Consider the following 6,963-nt stretch of genomic DNA (forward strand, 5'->3'; position numbering starts at 1 on the left):
GGGGAACCATAGATTTTATGCTCTCCAAATACCGATATGTTTTGCATATTCTTCAGCCTGTTCAGGTGTCCATCTGAGCATAGGTATGGCCCTCTCAATTTAAAATACCTCTAAATTTATTCATATAGTATATGGATAGTGAATAAAGAAACTGTTTTCGGTGACTATCGTTCAATCTCGGAAATTTTGTTTTGCGGTAACACTACCAATAAAAAACAAAGCAGACAATAAAATAATTTTTGTATTATTGTCCGCTCAGCACCGTAATAATGACATCAGATCAAATGCTGCCATTAATTAATAATGGGCTAATACGGTCTATATCTTCAGCAATCGTATCCGCCCGGTGACCATCATATTTATGTTTTTGCTTCTCCTGCCCCCTCTCCATCATGGTCTGACTTGCGTTCAGCTTCGCCACCGAGATCCATAATCATTGTATTGATAAGAGCCATTAACTCGCCGGTATAGAGAACAAAATCTGCATCGAAACGCTGCGGAAAATCGTCGTTATCAATATCGTCGTTTTGCTCTTTCAGAGTCTCATTGAAGCGAATACGTCCAATGGAGACATCATCATTAAGTATGAAACTGATACGCTCCTGCCAATTCAACGCCAATTTTGTCACGACTTTACCTGTTTCAATATGACCCGCAATCTCATCACAAATTAGTTCTTGATTGTGAACTGACACTGTACCACCTTCTTCAAGAAGCGCTTTCAGAGTAACATCATTACCGAACATAAAATTGGCTGGTAGGTTTCCGGAGCGAACCCACTCAGTAAGTGTCAGTTCAACCGGTTTTTTTATTGTTAGTGGAACGATAGGTAAAGAGCCGATGGTTTTACGCAGTAATGCAGTAACGTCTTCAGCTTTACGGGCGCTGCTGGCATCAACGATGATGAGGCTGGCCTGCGTATCGATCCAGATATAGGTTCGGTTCGCTTTCGGCAGGGTAATTGGCAGAAGCTCATACAAAATGTCGTCTTTTAGAGTTGCTATTTCAGTGCGCTTTAGTTTGCGTAGTTGTTCTGCCTCCAGTTTGACAACTTTTTCATTCAACTTTTCTTTGATAATTGATGAAGGGATATTTTTTTTCTCGCTTTTCATACAAAGCAGGATTGTACCAGCAGCCTGATGAGTCAGACTTTCGAACTCATCTCCCATAGGTGAAATCCACCCACTTTTTGCTATATCCTGTGCTCCACATGAAGTAAATTTAAAATGCCCTGCCTGTTCATCCAGTTTAGAGAGATCAATATTTCGAGATAAACGGAAGACGATCAGGTTTTTTACGGAAAAATGTGTTCGCATGATTAGTCCCTATATGTTGTAAATTTATCTGGGTATCGAGTAGCTAGTCTGGTGATATTACTGCTGATATAATTAAAAACATCCTCATCATCATGATAATTAGTAAGTATTTTCTTAATATGATCGGTCTTAATCGCTCTAAATAAAATGGCAAGGTAAAATATACCCAGAGTAGAGGCCATAAAAAGAGCAGTAGCAAACCCCAGTGAGGTTAAATATGCAATATTCTTGGTACAAGGGAATAAAGCAGCCAATATAATCAGCGGTAAACAAACCGTTGCCATCAAACTATGTTTTTTATATAAAGCCCTCTGTCATTTAAAATATGTGTCGTTTTTCATGATTATTATCGCCCCCGAGTTTTCTTGTTTTATATTATGGTTCACTTCAACGGATACCCATAACCAGAACACCTCAACTGTTAATATAAAAATTTTAACATCGAGATAAGGTGGTCCGAAGTCAGTAAGGGGAAAATAATTGAGTTTTTAATCAGAATTAACCAATATATATTTATTCAATAACTAAAAGGCTACTTCCTTGTTGCCCTTGACTTTATTTATAGTTTATTAAATTAAGCTAACTGTTACAGTGGCCTCGTCAAACCCGGCTAGTTCAAGAGATTTTACTACTCTATCAGTAAGCCATCCTTCTAATAAATCATTAGTGATTTCTTCTGGTGAAGTGCCATTTGGCAGTTCTTTTAACTCAATTTCCAGTGCTTTTTCTCTGTTTATTTCTATATTAACTGATGTATCCATGATTTTACCTTTTTAAAGTTGATTACATAAATGTAAAAAAACTCACAATTTGGATTTTTATAAATCACACATATAAATAATTTTATTTTTAGCTAAACTTACTCAAAGATAATCTATGTGTTAAAATTATTACCTAACCCTCTGAAATTTAACATGCCAAACAAATGGATTTATATTTTCAATCACTCCCTTCCAAAATTCAGATAAGTTATTTAAATCACATGATTTATATTTTTCTTTAATAAGACACAAAGTTTCGTTGTTAATTAGCCCACGATAAAAAGCCTCTTTTATTGTCATGATATCTTTTAATCGTATAAGTTTAATACTTACAATCTCTAATGTTATACGAGATGCCCAGTATGGCATATCACTGGCAGAAAGATACTCACTGTGAGATGACTCATCAAATGTCCAATTTTCAGGAATATCTTTAGAATTGGGATAATATGCCCCCCCACCAGCTTGGTATTCAATATGGATTTTTTTGTAGTCATGTACATCCAATATGCAATTACGAGAAATAACTGGACTCCAATTTTCACGAACCCACAACAAATCACCTATTTGACCATATGGGCAGCGATACTGATTTGATAAAATCAAATTTTTTCCATTTCCGATATAAACGAAAGGATAAAACTCACCTTTTTTATCCATTGAAAAACCATCATAGTAATTTTTTTGTTTATTACTAAACAAAACGAATTTTTCTATGTAATTTTCATTTAAAGCAAGGTTAATCATTCTTTCATCTAGAAGAATATTATTTTCTATCATACCTACGCCTTAGTTAGTACATGCCGTTTAAATGGTGTTAATCCGAAAATACAGGTTATTTAAATGTACTTAAATTCTATCATGACATTTAAATAGCCGAATACCTTTGAACGAACTTTTGATGAAAATGGAAAAATTTTCTAGCCATCCTAATTCTCATATCTAAGGCTTCAGAATCACCCTGAAATATTTTTTATTTTTTTATAAAGTAATAACAATATTTTTTAAACCCATATCGAAAATATTATACCCACACCGATTACAAGTCAGCATTCGGCTAATTTATTGCATAGTTAGCTATATCTCTTTCTATCAGTTCATCAGGAATATCAATCTCACGACCTAATTCAGTGGCAACCACAGCACGGCAAACTGCGATTTTTTGGGTTTCGCCACGCATACATGCTAAGCCTGTTCCTGCCTGATATTTTTTGAGATTTTTTTCCGAACACTCGTAGAATCTAGATGGATATATGTCATATTTTTCAATCAATTGACCACATTGCGCCCAATCTGTAGATGGATCAAAATTATACAAGCCGTGATTGGAAACATAATAATCACTATCAGATAATTTCATCCATTTCCTTCCACTAGGTAGAGTTTTTTCTGTAGCACCAATTGCGACAGCCACAGCCCAGTCCAATGCACGACCTGTAAGTTCTGATGTTTTAATTTTCATATTGTCCTTTCTACTTATGTAGTAGCTAAATGCCCCTTCCACTCAAAACATTTTTGAGGCTATTTGTCATATCCCATTCTTTAGAAAAGATAAATTATCATCAACTTTGGCGATAAAATCCTACTATGATAAATAATTAGCCATATTAAATGCTAATATTTTTTTATTAACCAGATGTCGTTCAAAGTCTTTATAAACCTAGATTTTATACGGTCTAAAGACATATAGTTATAGCTTTTAATTATTACAAAAATTATAACAATCGATATTATTTAAATAAAAAACATATACTTTATAAGTATATTTTAATTTCATATGATGAGTCTAAATTAAAAAACTCCTAATTATTAATTTAATAGAGATAAAACAATAGATCGGACTTAACGTCCGGCCTATTATTTTAATTCTCCACACCACATAGCAGCTATTGATAATGATATTCTCCCCAGAACGTCATTTTTTTGTTCAAAAAAACATCAATACTATTGATTTTGTTGAACAAAAATTCTATTATTTCTGTTTAACTTTTTAAGATTTTGCACCCTATCTTTAATAGCCATTTCTGTTGGCAATCGCTCTATAGAGCTAGCTCCATAAAATCCGTGGCAGTCAGGACACGAGTCCAAAACATACGCAACATCTTTAGGTTCCGAAATAGGTCCTCCATGACACAGAACTATTATGTCATCTCGGATAGCCTTAGCCGCCGAAGCACAAGTGTTGATCAGAGATATACTGGTTTCCAAATCACATGAAGTACAAGCACCAATATCACCACCAATTGTTAGTCCCAAATGCACAACGATAATATCAGCACCTGCTTTTGTCATTGCAACTGCATCGTCCGGGCCAAAAACATAAGGAGTAGTTAACATCCCTTTTTCATGTGCCAGACGAATAAGTTCGACTTCCAGTCCATAGCCCATATCTGTTTCTTCCAAGTGCTGTCTAAATTTTCCGTCAATAAGCCCCACTGTTGGAAAATTCTGAATACCTGAAAAACCCAGAGCTTTAAGTTCATCAAGAAAAAGAGAAATATTACAAAATGGGTCAGTTCCACAAACCCCAGCCAATACAGGAGTTTTTTTAACTACAGGTAATATTTCGTTTCCCATTTCTTTGACAATTTGGTTAGCATTACCGTATGGCATTAATCCGGCTAATGAGCCTCTGCCCGCCATTCTGTAACGCCCTGAATTATAAACAATGATAAGGTCTACACCTCCTATTTCCTCACTACGGGCAGAAAGACCAGTACCTGCTCCTGCTCCGATAATAAGTTCACTACATTCAATTTTTTTCTTAATTGTTTTAATAATATGATCATACTGCATCATTAAAAATTCCCTGATGTTGCATTACTTCTTCAAAATGCTGTTTAACAAGAGAGCAAAACTGCGGTGAATTAATATGGGAAGGTGTTTTTATGATTTTCCTCTGTTCAGTTTGATTCACCGTTTTTTCTAACCCATCACTGAACGCCTGCGTTGCAGCCGGTAAATAGAAAGGCTGTTCAGGGCAATCCAGCGCAGAAAATCCACCTTCTGGAATAATGAAACGAATTGGCCCATTACATTTGTTGAGCTTATTTCCTATCCAGACTCCAAGTTGATAGTTTTCTTCAGGTGTGGTTCGCATCAACGTTACCTGCGCATTATGCTCGATAAACGTCCGATTTCTGTAACGTTCTGGTATTGTTTCTTTTGAACCAAAATTAATCATATCCAGTGCACCAGCACTACCTACCCACGGAATATTTTTTTCGGCGATGATATCTAAGCGAGTATCAGGACAACTCAAAACACCATCAAATAGCAGATCCGCAATTTCTGTTAGCGTAATATCTAAGACACCAAGTAACTCACCATCACTGGCTAATTTCTCCATACTTGTTCCACCGTTACCAGTAGCATGGAAAGCCAGACAGTCATATTCGGTATCTAGCTCTGCGGTAAGCTGATTAATACATGATGTAGTAACACCAAACATGGTTAACCCTAAGCTAGGTCTGCTTGCTTTGATTAATGGCATCATATAATTGACAGAACCAGCCATCATATTTGCAGCATTAGATAATATCGAGCGAGAAATATTGTTTAATCCACAAAGGTCAGTGACTGTATAGAGCATAGCAATATCACTGGCACCGATATAACCAGCAACGTTTCCTGATGCCATCGTTGATACCATTATTTTTGGTAACCCAACGGGTAAACTCTGCATAGCAGGCGTAATTAATGCTGTTCCACCTGAGCCACCTATACCAATTACACCAGCGATATCGTCGATTGAATTGTGTAAAAAATTCGTCAAAGCAACAGACATTGCCGAGATCGCTTTACCTCGTTCACCACAAAAAACTGTGTCACTCCCTTCCGGTTGGTATCCAGCGATCTGGAATGGAGATATATCGACCTTTTCATTTTGTTTATCATCTACTGGCGTTGAGGTAGATACATCTATAATCATTGAATCCACACCAGCAAGACATAAACAAGATTTCAACCAAAGAAGTTCTTCCAGTTTTGTGTCTGCTGTTCCAATGATCCCTACAAACCGACTCATATCACTAACTCCGTGTACATGGAAAAATTTTGAAAAATCGAATGTAAAGCTATGCTAATATTTTCTACCATGCAAGATATTTTTTATCCTTAAGGATATTTTTTATTATTAATGATATTTTTGGCTTTAATCGATGTTCAACCAACCCTTTTAAGGTATTTGAATAATGCTATTTGATGAAAAAAATCTATCTCCAATCCGACGCCGTACTCTTGAAAGGATGACTAACGCAGCTTTGAAGCTATATAGTAAAAAAATGTTTCCATCCCCTAAAGAGATTAGCAATGAGGCAGAGTATGCAAAGATTACATTGCGCAGCTATTTTCAAACCCATAATGAATTTGTGGAATATGTTGTGAAACAAGTTATCGGTTCTTTTGTTGCACCCAAAATAGGCTCTGACGCGGAAGAAAATGTTGAAAAACTGTTCAAATGGGGGTATGGGCAAATAGAAGAGCATGAAGCATTGATGAGGGATGCTTTACGTATAGCACAACTTCGTTGGCAAGAAACGGTATCTAAAGAAGAAAATTGTAATCATCTATCATTTATAAAAAAAAGTAACCGCAGAGAGTCACTTTCACTTGCTCTAGAACCTCTTAAAAATCAGCTTAGTGATGACACTGTACATAAAATTGTTATGTTACTTTCAGTGTTATACGGTACAGAGGCTATGGTTGTACTGAAAGATACTTTTAACTTAGAGAACGAGGAAATTATAAATTTAACTACTTGGGCAGCAAAAATGATCATCCGTCAAGCCATCGCTGAAAGCTAAAATAGAATATTGTATACAAATGAAAAAAAACCGGGCAAAAGCCCGGTAACACTTTAAATTTAACCTAAATGCCTTTTCAAA

7 protein-coding genes are annotated in these 6,963 nt (G+C 35.8%); 1 reads left to right on the plus strand and 6 read right to left on the minus strand.

The window, feature by feature from the left end; all coding sequences use genetic code 11:
* Positions 1–359: 359 nt before the first annotated feature.
* From rdgC to AAC147_RS07615, 6 genes are all read right to left on the minus strand, one after another.
* Complete coding sequence (gene rdgC / locus AAC147_RS07590) at positions 360–1,316, minus strand: recombination-associated protein RdgC (RefSeq protein WP_052189825.1); 957 nt, start codon at positions 1,314–1,316, stop codon at positions 360–362.
* A 569-nt stretch (positions 1,317–1,885) separates the two neighbouring features.
* Positions 1,886–2,077, minus strand: coding sequence for a hypothetical protein (locus AAC147_RS07595; RefSeq protein ID WP_047686209.1), 192 nt, complete (start codon positions 2,075–2,077; stop codon positions 1,886–1,888).
* A 129-nt stretch (positions 2,078–2,206) separates the two neighbouring features.
* Complete coding sequence (locus AAC147_RS07600) at positions 2,207–2,857, minus strand: hypothetical protein (protein ID WP_047686211.1); 651 nt, start codon at positions 2,855–2,857, stop codon at positions 2,207–2,209.
* A 277-nt stretch (positions 2,858–3,134) separates the two neighbouring features.
* Positions 3,135–3,539 carry a phage protein NinX family protein gene (locus tag AAC147_RS07605; RefSeq protein WP_047686213.1) on the minus strand — a complete coding sequence of 135 codons (405 nt, stop codon included), beginning with the start codon at positions 3,537–3,539 and terminating at the stop codon, positions 3,135–3,137.
* Between the two features lie 482 nt (positions 3,540–4,021).
* Positions 4,022–4,876: a phosphoenolpyruvate hydrolase family protein gene (locus AAC147_RS07610; RefSeq protein ID WP_072032574.1), complete on the minus strand. Its 855-nt coding sequence runs from the start codon at positions 4,874–4,876 to the stop codon at positions 4,022–4,024.
* Complete coding sequence (locus AAC147_RS07615; protein WP_047686216.1) at positions 4,863–6,104, minus strand: Tm-1-like ATP-binding domain-containing protein; 1,242 nt, start codon at positions 6,102–6,104, stop codon at positions 4,863–4,865. Before AAC147_RS07615 ends, AAC147_RS07610 begins: the two co-directional genes overlap by 14 nt.
* 166 nt (positions 6,105–6,270) lie before the next feature.
* On the opposite strand from AAC147_RS07615, the gene AAC147_RS07620 reads away from it, so the two are divergent.
* Entirely contained in the window at positions 6,271–6,882 is a 612-nt protein-coding gene (locus AAC147_RS07620; protein ID WP_231571654.1) for a TetR/AcrR family transcriptional regulator, read from the plus strand.
* The last annotated feature ends 81 nt before the right edge of the window (positions 6,883–6,963 follow it).

The organism is Xenorhabdus sp. NBAII XenSa04, assembly GCF_963866145.1.
In the GTDB taxonomy this organism is placed as follows: Bacteria; Pseudomonadota; Gammaproteobacteria; order Enterobacterales; family Enterobacteriaceae; genus Xenorhabdus; species Xenorhabdus indica.

What these genes read in the sequence shown, in the direction of transcription:
- AAC147_RS07620 (WP_231571654.1), top strand. Translation starts at nt 6,271, where the DNA reads ATGCTATTTGATGAAAAAAATCTATCTCCAATCCGACGCCGTACTCTT.
- AAC147_RS07600 (WP_047686211.1), bottom strand. Translation starts at nt 2,857, where the DNA reads ATGATAGAAAATAATATTCTTCTAGATGAAAGAATGATTAACCTTGCT.
- AAC147_RS07610 (WP_072032574.1), bottom strand. Translation starts at nt 4,876, where the DNA reads ATGATGCAGTATGATCATATTATTAAAACAATTAAGAAAAAAATTGAA.
- AAC147_RS07605 (WP_047686213.1), bottom strand. Translation starts at nt 3,539, where the DNA reads ATGAAAATTAAAACATCAGAACTTACAGGTCGTGCATTGGACTGGGCT.
- AAC147_RS07615 (WP_047686216.1), bottom strand. Translation starts at nt 6,104, where the DNA reads ATGAGTCGGTTTGTAGGGATCATTGGAACAGCAGACACAAAACTGGAA.
- rdgC (WP_052189825.1), bottom strand. Translation starts at nt 1,316, where the DNA reads ATGCGAACACATTTTTCCGTAAAAAACCTGATCGTCTTCCGTTTATCT.
- AAC147_RS07595 (WP_047686209.1), bottom strand. Translation starts at nt 2,077, where the DNA reads ATGGATACATCAGTTAATATAGAAATAAACAGAGAAAAAGCACTGGAA.